Genomic DNA, 14,674 nt, shown 5'->3' with positions numbered 1-14,674 from the left:
AAAGCCCCCGATTTCGGGGGCTTTTTTCGTTTTGTCGAACCGACCACTTGACCTTAATACGGCCCGCGTGGTTCCTCGTCCGCATGGCACGCAAGACACAGAAAAAATCGACCAAAAAAACGACCAACACCGGCCCCGGTCTGTTTCGGCGCATTCGTCGGCGGGTGTTGCGATTGGTCGCGGTGGTCGCGGGGTTGGGTTTGCTGTGGATTCTGGCCTATTCCATCCTTCCTGTTCCGACGACACCCTATATGATGGCCGAAGCTGGCCGTCAGAGTGGATCTGTGGATTATCAATGGACACCCATCGAGCGCATATCCCCGGCGCTTGCGCGTTCTGTTGTGGCCGCCGAGGATGCTAATTTTTGTACCCATTGGGGGTTTGACCTGACTGCCATTCGTGCGGCGATTGACGCGGGTGGGCAACGTGGGGCGTCGACGATCACGCAGCAAGTGGTCAAAAATAGCTTTTTGTGGCACGGGCGAAACTGGTCTCGCAAAGCGCTTGAGGCCCTGATAACTCCCATTGTTGAGCTGACGTGGAGCAAGAGGCGCATCCTTGAGGTCTACCTCAATGTCGCTGAATTTGATGCGGGTGTCTTTGGGGCTGAGGCTGCGTCACGCCATTATTTTGGCGTCGGACCAGAGGCCCTCACAGTGCAACAGGCGGCCCAGCTTGCCGCGGTTTTGCCCGCACCCAAAGACCGGGATGCCGGAAATCCCGGTCCGTTTGTTCGGCGGAGAGCCGCCCAGATTGTCGATGGAGCCGCGACAATATCCCGTGATGGCCGCGCATCTTGTTTCGACCATTGAACTGATCGCACAATCGCGGCAAGTAGAAGAAAAACAAGAGTAGCGAACATGATCCGACTTTTTCACGTCCCCCTTTCCCCGTTTTGCCGCAAGGTGCGTCTCTGCTTGGCGGAGAAAAGGCTTGAGGTGGAGCTGGTTGAGGAGCGCTATTGGGAACGCGATCCCGATTTCATGCGTCGCAATCCCGCTGGCAAGGTTCCGGTGTTGCGGATTGACGATATGCACCTCGCTGAAAGCACACCGATTTGCGAATACCTTGAAGAGCGCTATCCAACGCCGCTCTTGATGCCCAAAGACATCGAAGGCCGCTACGAGGTCCGGCGGTTGGTGGCATGGTTCGACGATAAGTTTCACAGAGAGGTCACCGCAAATCTTTTGTACGAACGAGTCAATCGCAAGTTGATGAAGGGCGGTTATCCGGTGTCCGCCAATGTGAAAGCCGGGGCGAAGGCGGTCAAATATCATCTGGATTACATGGCGTGGTTGTTGGAACGTCGGCGCTGGCTTGCAGGCGACGCGATGACGCTTGCCGACTTTGCCGCCGCCGCGCATTTGTCGTCTTTGGACTACATTTCCGATGTCGATTGGAACCGGCATGAGGTGGTCAAGGATTGGTACGCAAAGATCAAATCGCGTCCAGCCTTTCGATCGCTTTTGGCGGATCAAGTTTCCGGTTTCCCGCCGCCGTCCCATTACGCAGACCTTGATTTCTGAGGCTCAATCTGAGGAAAACTGACCCAAAAGGGGCGCGATTTGGCTGGATTAGACAAAGAAACAGTGCGCGCCCGTGCTTTGGAGGAAGGGTTTTCCAAGGTGGGCTTTGCCCGACCTGATTTGCCCGATGCCATGGATCGGTTGAAAGCCTTTGTCGATGCGGGACATCATGGCCAAATGGGCTGGATGGAAGAGCGCATGGCGTGGCGTGGCGACCCGACCGCCCTTTGGCCTGAGGCAAAATCGGTGATCATGTTGGCCGAGGTTTACACCCCTGACGATGATCCGATGGAGGCTGTGAAGAGACCCGAATCCGGCGCAATTTCCGTCTATGCTCGCAACCGTGATTATCACGACATGGTCAAAAAGCGCCTTAAACGGCTGGGGCGATGGCTGATAGAGCAGGCGGGTGAGGGGACGGAGATCAAGGTGTTTGTCGACACCGCTCCGGTGATGGAAAAGCCTCTTGCCGCCAAGGCGGGGCTTGGATGGCAAGGCAAACACACCAATCTTTTGGCGCGGGATTTGGGCAGTTGGTTCTTTCTCGGTGCGATTTTCACAACCCATGATTTCGACCCTGATCCAGCAGAAAAAGACCATTGCGGGTCTTGTCGCGCCTGTTTGGATGCCTGTCCGACGCAAGCGTTTCCTGCGCCCTTTCAACTCGATGCGCGGCGGTGCATTTCGTATCTGACGATTGAACATCACGGGCCGGTTGACCTTGAGTTGCGCGAAAAGATGGGCAACCGGATTTATGGCTGTGACGATTGCCTTGCGGCCTGTCCGTGGAACAAGTTCGCGGCCACAGCGAAGGAGCTTCGTTATGCGGCGCGGGATGATCTCATTGCGCCGCCTTTGCGTGATCTGGCGCTGCTGGACGACGCGGCGTTTCGGGCAAAGTTTTCGGGCTCTCCGATCAAGCGGATTGGTCGTGACCGCTTTGTGCGCAATGTGCTTTACGCGATTGGCAACTCGGGCGCGGCTGATCTTGAACCCATCGCGCGAGCGTTGTGCGAAGATGCCGATGCCACCGTGCGCGATGCTGCGCAATGGGCCGTTGCACGGCTTGGCTCCGCGTGAAACCCTTGGCCTGTCTGATCAGCGCGCGGAATCGTTCATATGACCCCCTTTCGAGGCATAGCCCTCAAACTTGCTTCGGTGTTTTGCTTTGTCATTATGGCCGCGCTGATCAAAGCCGCGAGTGATGAGGTGCCGCCGGGTGAGGCGGTGTTTTTCAGGTCGTTTTTTGCGTTGCCAATCATCTTTATCTGGCTTGCGCAGCGGCATGAATTCACTGCGGGACTTCGGGTTAAATCTCCGATGGGGCATGTCTGGCGCGGGATGATCGGCGCAAGCGCGATGTTTTTGAATTTCTATGCTTTGGCCTTGTTGCCGCTGCCCGAGGCAACAGCCATTGGTTACGCTTCACCGCTTCTTTTGGTGATTTTTGCCGCAATGTTTGCGGGGGAAAACGTCCGGTTGTTCCGGTTTTCCGCTGTGCTGGCCGGGCTTGTTGGGGTGATTGTCGTACTTTTGCCGCGCATTACCGTTATGCAAGGTATGCCCGACCCGCTTGAACAATTGGGGGCAATAGTTGCTCTTGGTGGGGCCTGTCTTGCGGCAATTGTGCAGCTGCATGTGCGCAACATGGTGCGCAGTGAGTCAACGACGTCGATTGTCTTTTGGTTCTCAATGTCCTGTACCGTAGCAGGCCTGTTGACCATTCCCTTTTCCGAGTGGGTGATGCCCAGCCCGACCGTCTTTATATTTCTTATTCTTGGCGGCTTGATTGGTGGCGTTGCGCAAGTGTTTTTGACCTCCTGCTACCGCTACGCCGATGCATCTCTTCTGGCACCATTTGACTATGCGTCAATGCTTTTTGCTTTGATCATTGGCTATACGGTTTTTGGCGAGGTGCCGACTGTGCCGATGATAATTGGGGCCAGCATTGTGATCTCTGCCGGGATTGCGATTATTTTGCGGGAGCGCGCCCTTGGGCTGAGCGCCGATCGGCGGCGCAAAACGGATACATTTTAATCAAATATCTTTTGCCAAAATGCACTTTTTGTCATGGACGCACGCCGCTCCTGCTCCTTTGCCACAGAGTGCCTCTGGGCGACGATCATCCGTTCCGCTTGCGCGGCAGCAAGAACACCCTCGGCTGCGCGTTCAACGGGAAAAGGCCCAATTCGACTTTCACCGACAATATAGGTGATCGTTGTTTGGGTACTTCCAGGGACAGAGCGAAATTTGACATTCGCTTTGGTTTCAAGCCGATCAAAGGTGGTTTCGATCGCTTGCTTATAAGACTGTTTGCTGGCGGTGCCTTTGGCCTCAGTCCCGATGTCGATCACTGCGATGATCAGGCTTTTGTTTTCAAGCTGACCAGCTTCTGACAGGCGTTCGACCGTGATGCCGAGGGGGCGCAATGACGGGTTTTTCGTCACAAAATAGGCCCCAAGCGCAAGAATGGCCGGAGTCACGATGAACACCGTGATCAAAAGAATAACAATGGTGTCTTTTTTGAGCACAAGAACCTCCCGCCAATCCGTTCAGACACAGATTGGCAGAAAGGCCTTATTTCTTGGTTAAATTTAGCTGCGCACCAGCGTTTCGTAGCTTTCCGCGATGTCGCGGGTCAAAGCGCCCACTTCGAATGTGTAGTCCCCAATCTGACCGACAGGCGTGACCTCCGCTGCCGTCCCGGTCAGCCAGCATTGTTCAAACCCTTCGAGCTCTTCGGGCTGGATGCGACGCTCATGCACAGTGATGCCTTTTTGTTTGAGCATCTCGATCACGGTCTGCCGGGTGATGCCATTGAGGATTGCGTCGGGGATCGGCGTGTGAACTTCGCCGTTTTTGACGAAAAAGATGTTCGCACCAGTCGCCTCGGCCACATAGCCGCGATAATCCATAAACAGTGCGTCAGAGCACCCTTTGGCTTCGGCGGCATGTTTGGACATGGTGCAGATCATGTACAGACCTGCGGCTTTTGCAGCGGTCGGGATGGTTTCTGGCGAGGGGCGTTTCCATTTTGCGATGTCGAGTTTTGCGCCCTTCATTTTCGCGTCGCCGTAATACGCACCCCATTCCCAAGCTGCGACCGCCATGCGCACGGGGTTCTTGTTCGACGCCACGCCCATGTCTTCGCCAGCACCGCGCCATGCGATCACGCGGACATAGGCATTGTCCCAGCCATTGGCCTCAAGCACTGCATATTTCGCCGCCTCAATCTCTTCGACGGTGTAGGGGATCGGCATATCAAGCAGCGCACCGGAGCGCAGAAGACGCTCGGAATGTTCGACGGATTTGAAGATCTTGCCATTATAGCAGCGCTCACCCTCGAATACGGACGAGGCATAATGCATCGCATGGGTCAGGATATGGACCTTGGCGTCTCGCCAATCGACCAATCCGCCATCCATCCAGATTTTGCCGTCCCGGTCTTCGTAGCTTCCCGCCATGAGGTATCTCCCTTTTATCCGCCGCTTGAGTTCACGATAGTTGCGCAATAAGGTCGCTCAAAAGACTTATTATTGCGCGAAATCCCAGTTTCGCTATCAATTCAAACTTGGAATGTCAACAACACTGACTTAAAGTGGTCTCAAAATATGCAATTTGTGAGCGGGGCATGACATGGCGGATGGCAAGGCAGGCGGGACAAAGGGCGGACAAGCGCTTTTGTTTCTCACAGATGAGCAGCTTCGAAAGGGGATCGAAGCCATGTTCTTTGCCTACCGTGGATTTACCGCCGACCCGGACCGCATTTTGGAAAAATACGGCTATGGTCGGGCTCATCACCGGGCAATCCATTTTATCAGTCGCGCGCCCGGAACCAATGTGAACAACCTGCTTGGGATTCTTGGCGTTACCAAACAATCTCTGAACCGTGTCCTGCGTGCTTTGATTGAGGACGGTTTGGTCGAAAGCCGGGTGGGGGTTCAGGACAAACGCGAACGCCACCTCTACCTGTCTGAAAGCGGCAAGGCTTTGGAGGCGGAACTGTCAGAAGCACAACGCGCCCGGATGCGCGTGGCCTACCGTGAGGCAGGGCACGAAGCCGTCGCTGGCTTTCGCCGGGTTCTTGAGGCAATGATGGACCCAGATCAGGCCGCATATTTTAATGCGATGGCAACGAAGGAGGACAAAGGGTGAGTGGTGAAATTCACCTTTTGATTGTCGATGACGACGAACGAATCCGGGGGCTTTTGCAAAAGTTTCTGATCCGCCATGGCTTTTGCGTGACGGCCGCCCGCGATGCCGCCCATGCGCGGCGATTGCTTGCGGGTCTTGAATTCGATTTGATTGTTTTGGACGTGATGATGCCCGGCGAAGATGGCATCAGCCTGACTCGCGATCTGCGCAGTAAAATCGCCACGCCGATCATGCTTTTGACCGCAAAGGGTGAAACCGAAGATCGCATTGCCGGGCTTGAGGCGGGGGCGGATGACTATCTGCCGAAACCGTTTGAGCCAAAGGAACTGCTGTTGCGGATCAATGCGGTTTTGCGCCGGATGCCTCAGCTCGAAGAAATTGAAACGGCTCCGAAATATATTCATCTGGGCCGATTCCGCTACGATGTGGAGCGCGCGGAGCTTTGGGAGGGGGATCAGATCGTGCGTTTGACCGCGACCGAATCCCAGCTGATGCGGATTTTTGCCGCAGCGCCTGCTGAGCCCGTGACACGCAATGATTTGGTCGAACGGCTTGGACGTGATGGTGGACAGGCGCAGGAACGCGCCGTTGATGTACAAATCACCCGGCTGAGGCGCAAGATCGAGGATGACCCACGCCAACCGCGCTATCTTCAAACCGTGCGCGGATCGGGTTATATGCTGACCCCGGAATAGGGCCATTGGATAAACGGGAACTGGTCAATCGGGGCGGTTTCCCTATATGCAGGTCACAAAGCAATCGGGAGCACATCAAATGAGCGAAACGCCAGTATCCGAGATGTCCTTTGAATCCGCTATGGCCGAACTTGATCAAGTTGTGGGCAAGCTGGAGCATGGTGATGTTGCGCTGGAAGACAGCATCAAACTCTATGAGCGCGGCGCTGCTTTGAAAGCGCATTGCGAGACCAAGCTGAAAGAAGCCGAGGAAAAGGTCGAAAAGATCACGGTTGGCCCTGATGGTACAGCCGCCGGCACCACGAAAGTCGAAGGCCTCTGATGCAAGACGATCTCGCACGCTGCAAAGCGGCTGTTGCGGCCTGTCTTGAGACGGCTTTGGCCCCGCTTGGGTCCATGCCGGTCGAGGAGGGGATGCGCTATGCCTTGACTGGCGGCAAGCGATTGCGGGCATTTTTGGTCATGGAGGGCGCGACCCTTCATGGCGTGTCGGCTGAGCACTCCGTTTGGGCCGCCGCCGCGATTGAGGCGCTCCACGCCTATAGTCTGGTGCATGATGACTTGCCTTGTATGGACGACGACGACCTGCGTCGGGGCCAGCCGACGGTGCATAAACGTTGGGACGAGGCGACGGCTGTCCTTGTCGGCGATGCGCTTCAGACCCTAGCGTTCGCGTTATTGACCCGGCCAGAAATGGCGGTTTCAAGCCAGATTAGGGTCGAATTGATTGCCTCTTTGGCCAAATCATCCGGGGTTCAGGGTATGGTTTTGGGGCAAGCCCAAGACATCGCCGCGGAGACCTCCGAGACACCGCTTGATCTGGCGCAGATCACCGAGCTTCAGGGCCATAAAACCGGTGCGTTGATTGAATGGTCCGCTTGCGCCGGGGCCATTCTTGGCGGGGCCGATCCTGCCCCGTTACGTGCCTATGCCAAAGCCCTTGGGCTTGCCTTTCAAATTCACGATGACATTTTAGATGTTGAGGGCGACGTTGCCAAAACCGGCAAAGCCGTGGGCAAAGATGCCGATGCCGGGAAGGCGACATTCGTGTCTCTGCTTGGTCTTGAAGAGGCCAAAGCCCGTGCCGAACGCCTTGTGGAACAAGCCTGTGCGGCATTGAGCCCCTATGGAAGCCGCGCCGAACCCTTGCGAGACCTTGCCCGCTTCGTTATTTCGCGGGAAACCTGAGAAAGCGAGACGCTATGTCTGACCGTCCAGCCACACCCACCCTAGACCGTGTTCATGTTCCGGCCGATCTCAAGGCTCTCTCTGATACGGAGCTAAAGCGTCTGGCGCATGAGTTGCGGCAGGAAACCATTTCAGCCGTCTCTGTGACGGGCGGGCATTTGGGTGCTGGGCTGGGCGTGGTCGAATTGACCGTGGCACTGCATGCGGTGTTTGATGCGCCAAAAGATCGTCTGATCTGGGATGTGTCGCATCAATGCTACCCGCATAAAATCCTCACCGGACGTCGTGACCGTATCCGCACCTTGCGCACCGAAGGTGGCCTGTCCGGCTTCACCAAGCGCTCGGAAAGCCCCTATGACCCCTTTGGTGCGGCGCACAGTTCGACTTCGATTTCTGCGGCTCTCGGTTTTGCCGTGGCGCGTGATCTGGGCGGTGCGCCTGAGCACGGTATCGGTGATGCCATTGCGGTGATTGGCGATGGATCGATGTCCGCCGGCATGGCCTTTGAGGCGATGAACAACGCGGGCCATTTGGGCAAGCGGTTGATTGTGATCCTCAATGACAATGAGATGTCGATTGCGCCGCCCACGGGTGCGTTGTCCTCCTATCTCACCCGTCTTTATGCGGGGGCGCCGTTCCAAGAGTTGAAGGCGGCTGCCAAAGGGGCCGTCTCGCTTTTGCCGCATCCGTTCCAAGAAGGGGCAAAACGCGCCAAGGAAATGCTTAAGGGCATGGCCGTGGGCGGCACCCTGTTTGAAGAGTTGGGATTTTCCTATGTCGGCCCGATTGATGGTCACGATCTGGATCAACTCCTGTCGGTGTTGCGCACTGTGAAAGCGCGTGCAACCGGGCCGATCCTGATTCATGCGATCACCCAGAAAGGCAAAGGCTATGCCCCCGCCGAAGGTCGGGCTGACAAAGGTCATGCCACTGGCAAATTCAATATGGTCACCGGCGAGCAGAAAAAAGCCAAATCCAATGCGCCGTCTTATACCTCTGTCTTCGCCAAGGCTTTGATCCAAGAGGCCGGGTTTGACGATAAGATCGTCGCCGTCACGGCGGCCATGCCGGATGGCACGGGCTTGAACCTCTTTGCCGAACGGTTTCCGAGCCGTTGTTTTGACGTTGGCATCGCCGAACAGCATGGCGTGACCTTTTGTGCCGGCTTGGCGGCTGGCGGGATGAAACCGTTTTGCACGATGTATTCGACCTTCCTTCAGCGCGGTTATGATCAGGTCGTTCATGATGTTGCGATTCAGCGGTTGCCTGTGCGCTTTGCCATTGACCGCGCGGGGCTTGTCGGTGCCGATGGGGCAACCCATGCGGGGGCTTTTGATGTGGCGTTTCTCGCCAATCTGCCTGGCATTGTGGTGATGGCGGCCGCGGATGAGGCGGAGTTGGTCCATATGGTTGCCACAGCCGCCGCCCATGATGACGGTCCCATTGCCTTTCGCTATCCGCGTGGGGAAGGCGTGGGCGTGCAGATGCCTGAACGTGGTGTGCCGCTTGAGATTGGCAAAGGTCGTGTCGTGTGTGAAGGCACGCGCGTGGCGCTTTTGTCCTTTGGAACCCGTCTCGAATCCAGCCTAAAAGCTGCGGAAAACCTCGCCGCCAAAGGCATTTCCTGTACCGTGGCTGACGCGCGTTTTGCCAAACCGCTCGATCATGATTTGATCCGAGATCTGGTCGCAAATCATGAGGCTCTGATCACGATTGAAGAGGGCGCAGTGGGTGGATTTGGGTCACATGTGGCCGATTTTCTGGCCAATGAGGGTCTGTTTGATCGCGGTCTCAAATTCCGCTCGATGACCCTGCCGGACACGTTCATTGATCAGGCAAGCCCTGAGGCAATGTATGCGATGGCGGGTCTCAACACACCTGATATCGAGGCCAGGGTACTGTCGGTGCTTGGCGTGACCGATCTGTCGAGCAAGCGCGCCTAAGGCGCGGTTCGCCAGATTTTGCAAGGCGGCTATGAGCAAAGCATTGCGGCCTTGTTGTTGAACCACATTGCCGAATAGGGGAAGTGTGGTGAGCACCCTTTTCAGGACTCAACACAATGGCAACCGCCTCCTACGTCCCTTCTGCTACGCGCCCGGGGATCGTTCTTTTTGCGCTCGCGATGGGCGGGTTTGCGATTGGAACAACCGAATTTGCTTCGATGAGTCTTTTGCCTTTCATGGCAGAGGGGTTGGACATCACGGAAGCCACGGCGAGCCGGTTGATTTCGGCCTATGCATTGGGCGTGGTCGTCGGCGCGCCTTTGATCGCTGTGGCCGCGGCGCGGATTGAGCGGCGGCTTTTGCTCATCGGTCTTATGGTCGCCTTTTGCTTGGCACATGTTTTGTCTGCGCTTGCCGCCAATTATCCGATAATGTTGGCCGCGCGGTTTCTCAGCGGTGTGCCGCATGGGGCCTATTTCGGTGTTGCGGCTCTTATGGCGGCGTCCTTGGCGGGGCCGAAAAATCGCGGCAAGGCGGTGGCGCGGCTTATGCTTGGGCTGACCGTGGCGACGGTTGTCGGTGTGCCTGTCGCGAATGTGTTGGGGCAAACGGTGGGCTGGCGTTGGGCCTTTGCTTTGGTTGGGATTTTAGCTGCGATTACGGCGCTGATGATCCTGATCTTTGCCCCAAAAACCGAGATCGGCACCGGCGCCAACGCCCTGAGTGAACTGGATGCGCTTAAGAATCGTCAGGTGCTTTTGACGCTTTTGAGCGGGGCCATTGGGTTTGGCGGCTTTTTTGCCTTTTATACCTATCTGACCTCAACGCTCATCGACGTCACTCATGTCACCGAGGGCAGCATTCCGCTCTATCTCGCCCTGATGGGCGCAGGGATGACGATTGGTGCGCTTTTGGCCGGGTGGGCGGCAGATCGGGCGCTCAATGTCTCGGTCTTCGCCACCTTGTTCATCAACATCGCGCTGCTGTTGATCTATCCGCTGATTGCCGATCAGGCCTATGCGATGGCGGTTCTGGTGCTCGCCATGGGCATTGCGAACGGGTATCCGATCTTGCTCCAAACCCGGCTTATGGATGTGGCACGCGACGCGCAATCGCTTGCCGCCTCGTTGCACCATGCCGCCTTTAACGCCGCAAACGCATTGGGGCCCTTTGCGGCTTCGATCTTTATTGCCAAAGGCTATGGATTTCCCTCGTCAGGCTATGTCGGTGCCGTGCTTACATTTGCAGGCGTCATCCTTTATGCAGTCACGGTGTTCGACCATCGCCGAAACTGGCAAAACAGTCACTGATCCTGCGCCAAAAGCGCCTTTAGACCCGTTTTGTAATCGGGATAGATCAGTTTCACGTCCAAATCTCGCTTCATCTTTTCATTGCTGACTTTTTTGCTCTCGGCATAAAAGCTGCGGGCCATCGGCGTCATGTCGGCAGTTTCAAAATCCTCTTCTGGTGGCAAAGGCAGACCCAAAAGTTCGGCTGCATAGCCAATCACATCTTGTGGTGGCACGGGCAGATCATCGCAGACATTGTAAATCCCGCTGAGTTCGGGTCGATGGATTGCGGCCTCAACCACTTGGGCGATGTCTTCCACATGGATACGCGAAAAAATCTGACCCGGTTTGATGATCCGCCGCGCTTTGCCAGAGCGCACTTTGGCAAACGGACCGCGTCCGGGGCCATAGATGCCAGCAAGGCGGAAAATCGACAGATTAAGACCCAAATCCCGCGCAAAAGACTGCCAAGCGGCCTCGGCTTCGACCCGGGCGATCCCGCGTTTTGTGGCGGGGGCGAAGGCCGTTTCCTCTGTCACCCAATCCCCGGCGTGATCGCCATAAACGCCAGTGGTCGACAGATACCCGACCCAAGTCAGATGGGGCGCTGCTTTCACCAGTTCGTCCCGATAGTGCTGTAACATCGGGTCGCCGTCAGGACCGGGCGCGGCGGATATCAAAAGATGCGTGGCTTGGGACAGTTGCGGTAAAATCGGATCTTGTCCGAGAACCAAAGGGGTCACGCCTGCACTGTCAAATTCTTGTGCTTTGTCTGCGCTACGGGTTGTACCTGTGATCGCCCAGCCGCGGGGCAAAAGGCGGCGCGCAAGAGCCTGGGCGCTATAGCCATGGCCGAAGGAAAACAGGTGCGGTTGGATCATTGTTGGCCTCTCGTGTCTGATCTCAGGTCACATCTCTGGGCCTTGCGCCCGTCGCCCACTTGGTCTCAATTGGACAGCAAGGCTGATTTCTCAGCATTCGACAAAACGGACCCCAAGAGAATGAGGGACCGTCTTACCGCAAGAGGATATAAGAGTGAATACGACAAGCAAAAGCCTCGCCCTTGAGACGCCGCCCTTGAGCGCGCCGCGCAATTTTACCGATCCGGCGGCAGCGGTCGCTTTCCTCGAAGAACTCTATTTCGAGGCCACATCGTTTTTGGCGGAAAAGTTTTCCCAAGTGGCCAGCGGGCAGGCGCCAACCGCGCGCTACCGGGCCTTTTATCCCGAAATCCGCGTTGTGACGACCTCCTATGCCGCAATGGACAGCCGTCTGTCTTTTGGACATGTCGCCAAGCCGGGGATGTATTCCACCACGATCACGCGCCCAGATTTGTTTCGCAATTACCTTACCCAACAGATCAAACAGATCGTGCGTAACCATGGTGTGAGCGTCGAAATTGGCATCTCTGACACGCCGATGCCGGTGCATTTTGCTGTCGCCAACGACGAATCCGTGACCGTCCCGCAAGAGGGAGTCATGTCCTATCCGCTGCGCGATGTGTTTGATGTGCCGGATTTGACCACAACCCATGACGATATCGTCAATGGGTTTGGCTTTGTGCATGAGGATGGGTCTGCCGCGCTTGCGCCCTTTACGGCGCAGCGGATTGATTACTCACTGGCCCGTCTGTCCCATTATACTGCGACGGACGCGAGTCATTTTCAGAACCATGTGCTGTTCACCAACTATCAATTCTATGTCTCGGAGTTCGAAGCCTATGCTCGTCAGGTTCTGGCCGATCCGAACAGCGGTTACACAAGTTTCGTCTCAACCGGGAATGTTGAGATTTTTGATGCTGAGACCGAGATCCCGCCCACGACCAAAACGCCACAAATGCCGACCTACCATTTAAAGCGTGCCGACGGCTCGGGGATCACTTTGGTCAATATCGGCGTGGGTCCGTCGAACGCAAAAACCGCAACCGATCATATTGCGGTCTTGCGGCCTCATGCCTGGATCATGGTTGGACATTGCGCCGGTCTTCGCAACTCTCAGCGGCTGGGTGATTTCGTTTTGGCGCACGCCTATCTGCGTGAAGATCATGTGCTGGATGCCGACCTGCCGGTCTGGGTGCCGATCCCTGCCTTGGCGGAAATTCAGACCTCTTTGGAAACCGCTGTCGAACAGGTGACCAAATTGGAGGGCTATGAGTTAAAGCGGATCATGCGCACCGGCACGGTCGCGACCATCGACAACCGAAACTGGGAATTGCGCGATCAATCCGGGCCGGTTCAGCGTCTCAGTCAGTCGCGGGCCATCGCGCTTGATATGGAATCTGCCACCATTGCCGCCAACGGATTCCGGTTTCGGGTGCCCTATGGCACGTTGCTTTGCGTGTCTGATAAGCCGCTTCATGGTGAGCTAAAGTTACCCGGTATGGCCTCTGATTTCTACAAATCACAGGTTGCGAGGCATCTTTTGATCGGCATTCGTTCGATGGAAATCCTCCGTGAAATGCCTATCGAGCGCATCCATAGCCGCAAATTGCGGTCATTTGAGGAGACTGCTTTCCTTTAAGGGAGGTTTTTTCACCCAAAATGCGCGAAAACATACCGCTCTGTTACACTAGGCGTTGTGCGGCCCCTCAATATTCGCTTAGAAATGCGCAATAACCCTCTACTGCATGAGGGACTACGAGGAGATACAGACATGTCGAAACCGATGACCAAGACCCAACTCGTTGCTGCTCTCGCCGAAGAGATGGGCTCCGATAAAAAATCTGCAGGGGCTGCTCTTGATGCAATCACTGCGCTCATCACCAAAGAAGTTTCCGCCGGTGGCGCTGTGACTCTTCCGGGTGTTGGCAAAATTTATTGCCGTGAACGTCCTGCACGCATGGTCCGCAACCCGCAAACGGGTGACCAGATGCCGAAAGACGCCGACAAGGTTGTGAAAATGACCATCGCCAAAGCGTTGAAAGACAGCGTAAACGGCTAATCGGTCGATTGAGTTATTTCTGGGAGGGGTCGCGCACAGTCGCGGCCCCTCTTCGTTTGGGGACGTAAATATGGATATCAGAGCGATCGTAATGGGTTTGGCCTTCGTGCTGATGTGGTCCTCGGCCTTCACATCGGCGCGGATCATCGTTGCGGACGCGCCAGCGCTTGCGGCCTTGTCCGTGCGGTTTGCCCTTTCTGGTTTGGCGGGGGTAGCGCTTGCCAAAGTGTTTGGTCAATCTTGGAATTTTACCCGTACACAATGGAAAAGCATCCTCCTCTTTGGCTTGTGCCAAAACGTGGCCTATCTGGGTCTGTATTTTTTGGCGATGCGGACGGTCGAAGCCTCTCTTGCTGCGGTTCTTGCCTCCTCTATGCCGCTTGTCGTGGCTTTGCTATCAACTCTAATCCTGCGCGAAACCTCTAAACCTATGGCGATCTTTGGCCTCGTGTTGGGGTTCATGGGTGTGTTGATCATCATGGGCACACGCCTGTCGAGTGGCAGTGATCTTGTGGGGATTGCCATGTGTAGTGTCGGCACTGTCGCGCTTGCGATTGCGACGCTGGCTGTGCGGTCTACGAATGCCGGAGGCAATGTTTTGATGGTGGTTGGTGTGCAAAGTCTGATCGGATCGGCTGTGCTTGCTGTGCTATCCCCGGCGATTGACACATATGAGCTCACCATGTCCGCCAAATTGGTCTGGGCGATGCTCTATACAACCTTCGTTCCGGGGCTCATGGCCACTTGGATTTGGTTCAAACTGGTTGAGCGCATTGGAACCGTCAAATCCGCAGCCTTCCACTTTCTCAACCCGTTTTTTGGCGTCGCAATTGCGGCGCTTTTGCTGGGCGAACATGTCAGCCAATGGGACATTTATGGCGTTTTGACCATCATGGCGGGCATTTTGGCAGTTCAGATGTCTAAGGCATGATTGGGTC

Annotated in this window: 16 protein-coding genes; 13 read left to right on the top strand and 3 right to left on the bottom strand. The window is 56.0% G+C overall.

Annotated elements, in window-relative coordinates:
- Positions 1 to 83 precede the first annotated feature (83 nt).
- From mtgA to BLT54_RS09325, 4 genes are read left to right on the top strand one after another with little or no spacing between them, the layout of a single operon-like run.
- Positions 84 to 812: a monofunctional biosynthetic peptidoglycan transglycosylase gene (gene mtgA, locus BLT54_RS09340; RefSeq protein WP_074644013.1), complete on the top strand. Its 729-nt coding sequence runs from the start codon at positions 84 to 86 to the stop codon at positions 810 to 812.
- 48 nt (positions 813 to 860) lie between these two features.
- A complete protein-coding gene (fzlA, locus tag BLT54_RS09335; protein WP_074644010.1) occupies positions 861 to 1,526 on the top strand; it encodes an FtsZ-binding protein FzlA in 666 nt (221 codons plus the stop codon).
- 39 nt (positions 1,527 to 1,565) lie between these two features.
- Entirely contained in the window at positions 1,566 to 2,606 is a 1,041-nt protein-coding gene (queG, locus tag BLT54_RS09330) for a tRNA epoxyqueuosine(34) reductase QueG (RefSeq protein ID WP_074644007.1), read from the top strand.
- A 39-nt stretch (positions 2,607 to 2,645) separates the two neighbouring features.
- Positions 2,646 to 3,563, top strand: coding sequence for a DMT family transporter (locus BLT54_RS09325; RefSeq protein WP_074644004.1), 918 nt, complete (start codon positions 2,646 to 2,648; stop codon positions 3,561 to 3,563).
- Here the strand turns inward: BLT54_RS09325 and BLT54_RS09320 are convergent.
- Together BLT54_RS09320 and BLT54_RS09315 are read right to left on the bottom strand one after the other, a co-directional pair.
- Positions 3,560 to 4,057, bottom strand: a complete 498-nt coding sequence (locus tag BLT54_RS09320; protein ID WP_074644001.1) for a hypothetical protein — start codon at positions 4,055 to 4,057, stop codon at positions 3,560 to 3,562. The two genes, BLT54_RS09325 and BLT54_RS09320, sit on opposite strands and share 4 nt — an antisense overlap.
- A 63-nt stretch (positions 4,058 to 4,120) precedes the next feature.
- A complete protein-coding gene (locus BLT54_RS09315; RefSeq protein WP_074643998.1) occupies positions 4,121 to 4,990 on the bottom strand; it encodes a branched-chain amino acid aminotransferase in 870 nt (289 codons plus the stop codon).
- A 172-nt stretch (positions 4,991 to 5,162) separates the two neighbouring features.
- Between BLT54_RS09315 and BLT54_RS09310 the strand changes: the two genes are divergently transcribed.
- The 6 genes from BLT54_RS09310 (at position 5,163) to BLT54_RS09285 (ending at position 10,817) form a co-directional block, all read left to right on the top strand.
- Positions 5,163 to 5,681 (top strand): MarR family winged helix-turn-helix transcriptional regulator, encoded by a 519-nt coding sequence (locus tag BLT54_RS09310; protein WP_074643995.1) that lies wholly within the window; start codon positions 5,163 to 5,165, stop codon positions 5,679 to 5,681.
- The gene (locus BLT54_RS09305; RefSeq protein WP_074643992.1) at positions 5,678 to 6,376 is read left to right on the top strand and encodes a response regulator; all 699 of its coding nucleotides are present in this window, start codon (positions 5,678 to 5,680) and stop codon (positions 6,374 to 6,376) included. Before BLT54_RS09310 ends, BLT54_RS09305 begins: the two co-directional genes overlap by 4 nt.
- A gap of 79 nt (positions 6,377 to 6,455) precedes the next feature.
- Positions 6,456 to 6,698 (top strand): exodeoxyribonuclease VII small subunit, encoded by a 243-nt coding sequence (locus tag BLT54_RS09300; protein ID WP_040401827.1) that lies wholly within the window; start codon positions 6,456 to 6,458, stop codon positions 6,696 to 6,698.
- Positions 6,698 to 7,564, top strand: coding sequence for a polyprenyl synthetase family protein (locus BLT54_RS09295; RefSeq protein ID WP_083351775.1), 867 nt, complete (start codon positions 6,698 to 6,700; stop codon positions 7,562 to 7,564). Before BLT54_RS09300 ends, BLT54_RS09295 begins: the two co-directional genes overlap by 1 nt.
- 14 nt (positions 7,565 to 7,578) lie before the next feature.
- Positions 7,579 to 9,507 (top strand): 1-deoxy-D-xylulose-5-phosphate synthase, encoded by a 1,929-nt coding sequence (dxs, locus tag BLT54_RS09290; RefSeq protein WP_074643987.1) that lies wholly within the window; start codon positions 7,579 to 7,581, stop codon positions 9,505 to 9,507.
- Positions 9,508 to 9,623: 116 nt separating this feature from the next.
- A complete protein-coding gene (locus BLT54_RS09285) occupies positions 9,624 to 10,817 on the top strand; it encodes an MFS transporter (protein WP_074643985.1) in 1,194 nt (397 codons plus the stop codon).
- Here BLT54_RS09285 and BLT54_RS09280 read toward each other — a convergent pair.
- Entirely contained in the window at positions 10,811 to 11,677 is an 867-nt protein-coding gene (locus BLT54_RS09280; protein WP_074643982.1) for an SDR family oxidoreductase, read from the bottom strand. The genes BLT54_RS09285 and BLT54_RS09280 overlap by 7 nt on opposite strands.
- A gap of 154 nt (positions 11,678 to 11,831) precedes the next feature.
- Here BLT54_RS09280 and BLT54_RS09275 point away from each other — a divergent pair, with 154 nt between their 5' ends.
- The 3 genes from BLT54_RS09275 (at position 11,832) to BLT54_RS09265 (ending at position 14,667) form a co-directional block, all read left to right on the top strand.
- Positions 11,832 to 13,316, top strand: coding sequence for an AMP nucleosidase (locus BLT54_RS09275; protein WP_176832860.1), 1,485 nt, complete (start codon positions 11,832 to 11,834; stop codon positions 13,314 to 13,316).
- Positions 13,317 to 13,448: 132 nt separating this feature from the next.
- Positions 13,449 to 13,736: an HU family DNA-binding protein gene (locus BLT54_RS09270; protein ID WP_074643980.1), complete on the top strand. Its 288-nt coding sequence runs from the start codon at positions 13,449 to 13,451 to the stop codon at positions 13,734 to 13,736.
- 70 nt (positions 13,737 to 13,806) lie between these two features.
- A complete protein-coding gene (locus BLT54_RS09265; RefSeq protein ID WP_074643977.1) occupies positions 13,807 to 14,667 on the top strand; it encodes a DMT family transporter in 861 nt (286 codons plus the stop codon).
- Positions 14,668 to 14,674: the final 7 nt, after the last annotated feature.

Source organism: Celeribacter baekdonensis, assembly GCF_900102315.1.
GTDB classification, from domain to species: domain Bacteria; phylum Pseudomonadota; class Alphaproteobacteria; order Rhodobacterales; family Rhodobacteraceae; genus Celeribacter; species Celeribacter baekdonensis.
The sequence above is the reverse complement of the archived record's forward strand: the minus strand, read 5'-3'. Positions and strand labels throughout refer to the sequence as shown.